The sequence below is a fragment of the Stenotrophomonas sp. P5_B8 genome, assembly GCF_054049855.1.
In genome coordinates, this window is record NZ_JBFULO010000831.1 from 1 (window position 1) to 700 (window position 700).

Annotated in this window: 2 protein-coding genes; both read left to right on the plus strand. The window is 65.6% G+C overall.

Going from position 1 to position 700, the window contains the following annotated elements; genetic code table 11:
* Nucleotides 1–84: 84 nt before the first annotated feature.
* Nucleotides 85–429 (plus strand): DMT family transporter, encoded by a 345-nt coding sequence (locus ACXJKH_RS21710; protein ID WP_306175361.1) that lies wholly within the window; start codon nt 85–87, stop codon nt 427–429.
* Nucleotides 429–700, plus strand: a 272-nt coding sequence (locus ACXJKH_RS21715) for a helix-turn-helix domain-containing protein (protein ID WP_457322482.1), incomplete at its 3' end; no start/stop codon positions are given. The genes ACXJKH_RS21710 and ACXJKH_RS21715, both read left to right, overlap by 1 nt.

Here is a 700-nt window from a genome sequence, read left to right on the forward strand (position 1 = left end):
CGCCCGAAGCCGCTGCAGACAGTCCCCGTTCAGCGCCACTTCCTTTAACATACCGCCCGGTCGGTATCTTGAAGGTTGTTTGGAATGACCCCTCTCATCACGGCATATCTGTTCCTGACCGGCGCCATCGTCTCCGAGGTCACCGGCACCCTGCTGCTGCAGAAGACAGCGCAGTTCACCCGGCTGGCCCCTACGGTTGCGATGGCGCTCTGTTACGGGCTGTCGTTCTACCTGCTGAGCCATGCGCTGAAGACCTTGCCGCTCGGCATCGCCTACGCCATCTGGGGCGGGCTTGGCATCGTCCTCACCCTGATCATCAGCGTCACGGTGTTCAAGCAGACCCTGGACTGGCAAGCGATCGTGGGCGTGGCGATGATCGTGGGCGGGGTGGTCGTGATCAACGCGTTCTCCAAAGCGGCGGCGCACTGATGGACGCACTCAAACGGCGCAAGCAGCCCGCGCGGGTTCGCGCGGCCCTGCTCGACGCGGTGGCGCAGGAAGCGGCGCAGCGTGGCCTGGGCGGGGTGACCGTGGTCGGTGTGGCCGAGCGTGCCGGGGTCAGCAAAGGCGCCCTCTTCCATCACTTCGCCAATCGCCAGCAGCTGCTGGAAGCGGCTTACGCCGACGGTCTCCTGCGCTTCGGCGACGAACTCGATGCGATCCTCGCGCGCGACACGCTGGCCCATGGCAGGTTCACACG

What these genes read in the sequence shown, in the direction of transcription:
- ACXJKH_RS21710 (WP_306175361.1), top strand. Translation starts at nt 85, where the DNA reads ATGACCCCTCTCATCACGGCATATCTGTTCCTGACCGGCGCCATCGTC.